Source organism: Streptomyces sp. NBRC 110611 (assembly GCF_001590865.1).
In the GTDB taxonomy this organism is placed as follows: Bacteria; Actinomycetota; Actinomycetes; order Streptomycetales; family Streptomycetaceae; genus Streptomyces.
This window is the reverse complement of record NZ_BBUY01000069.1, coordinates 1-1937: the sequence shown is the minus strand read 5'-3', so window position 1 is coordinate 1937 and position 1937 is coordinate 1. Positions and strand designations below refer to the sequence as shown.

The 1937-nt window shown below is 70.3% G+C and carries 2 protein-coding genes; both read left to right on the top strand.

Features of this window, described 5'->3' with window-relative positions; all coding sequences use genetic code 11:
* The coding region (locus AZE13_RS37405; protein ID WP_181690554.1) for a hypothetical protein at window positions 1-261 on the top strand (261 nt) is incomplete at its 5' end.
* 37 nt (window positions 262-298) lie between these two features.
* On the top strand, window positions 299-1937 hold a 1639-nt coding region (locus AZE13_RS33325), incomplete at its 3' end, for a type I polyketide synthase (RefSeq protein ID WP_181690553.1).

Genomic DNA, 1937 nt, shown 5'->3' with positions numbered 1-1937 from the left:
TCGCAGCTCGTGGATGAGGCTGCCACGGGCTCCACCCTCCTCGCCGAACTCGAACGGCTGGGCTCCGCACTCGCCGTCAGCGAGCCCGACGCCCGCACCAGGGCCGCCGTCGCCGCCCGTCTGACGCAGATCCTGGACGACTGGCGAGGAACCCCGGCGGAGGAGAACGGCGAGGAGGTCGCCGAGCGGATCGAAGCCGCCAGCCCTGACGAGATCTTCGCCTTCATCGACAACGAGCTCGGCCGTCACAGCGATCGCTGAGTCCGGCCCCTGTTATTCACACGGAAGGTTCCACGTCATGCCGAACGACAACAAGCTCGTTGACTACCTCAAGTGGGTCACGAACGACTTGCACCAGACCCGCCAGCGGCTTCGGGAGGCTGAGTCCGCCAAGCAGGAACCCATAGCCATCGTCGGCATGGCCTGCCGGCTGCCGGGTGGCGTGCGATCGCCGGAAGACCTCTGGCAGATGCTGAAAGACGGCCGGGACGGTATCTCGGCATTCCCCACGGACCGTGGCTGGAACCTCGATATCCTCACCGGCGAGGGAAACGGCAGCAGCGCGACGGCCGAAGGCGGCTTTGTCGACGCCGCTTCGTTCGACGCCCCCTTCTTCGGCATCTCGCCCCGCGAAGCCGTGGCCATGGACCCCCAGCAGCGCATCCTGCTGGAGACCTCCTGGGAAGCACTGGAGCGCGCCGGTATCGATCCGGTGTCCCTGCGGGGCACCGAGACCGGTGTCTTCGTCGGCACCAGCGGTGTCGACTACATCAACGCGGTGATGAACTCCCGCGAGGACATCGAGGGGCACGGCAGCACCGGCCTCGCCGGCAGCATCCTGTCCGGGCGGCTCTCGTACACCTTCGGCCTGGAGGGACCGGCCGTCACCGTCGACACCGCGTGCTCGTCCTCGCTCGTCTCGCTGCACCTGGCGGTCCACGCGCTGCGCACCGGGGAGTGCTCGCTGGCTCTGGTCGGCGGCGTGACGGTGATGTCGTCGCCGATGAGCTTCGCCGGATTCACCAGGCAGGGCGGGCTGGCGGCGGACGGCCGGTGCAAGGCGTTCTCCGACGCGGCCGACGGCACCGGGTGGTCCGAAGGCGTGGGCGTCTTCGTCGTGGAGCGGCTGTCCGACGCCCGCCGCAAGGGGCATGAGATCCTCGCGGTCGTACGGGGCTCGGCCGTCAACCAGGACGGCGCCTCCAACGGCCTGACGGCACCCAACGGCCCCTCCCAGCAGCGGGTGATCCAGCAGGCCCTGGCCGGCGCCGGGCTGTCCCCGTCCGATGTGGACGCGGTGGAGGCCCATGGCACCGGAACGACCCTGGGCGACCCGATCGAGGCCCAGGCGCTGCTGGCCACCTACGGGCAGGAACGCGATCCCGAACGCCCGCTGCTGCTCGGGTCGGTGAAGTCCAACCTCGGCCACACGCAGGCGGCGGCCGGTGCGGCGGGGCTCATGAAGATGGTTCTGGCGCTGCGGCACGGCGTCCTGCCGAAGACGCTGTTCGTGGAGGCGCCGTCCTCGCATGTGGACTGGTCGTCGGGGGCGGTGGAGCTGCTGACGGAGTCCCAGGAGTGGCCCAAGGCCGACCGGCCCTGGCGGGCGGGCGTGTCGTCGTTCGGGATCAGCGGCACCAACGCGCACGTCATCATCGAGCAGGCACCGGCCGCCGAGGAGCTGGACGGCCATGACGAGAGCGAACCGCGGGCCGCATCGCGGACGGCGCCGTCGGCCGTACCATGGCTGGTCTCCGCGAAGTCCGAGGAAGCCCTGGCCGCCCAGCTTGAGCGGATCTCCGCGCTGACCGACGAGCCGCACCTCGACCTGGGATTCTCGCTGGCGACGACCCGGGCGCATCTGGAGCACCGTGCGGTACTGCTCTCCGAGGGCGGCGAAGCCGTCGAGGTGGCGCGCGGCTTCGCCGAGGACACGG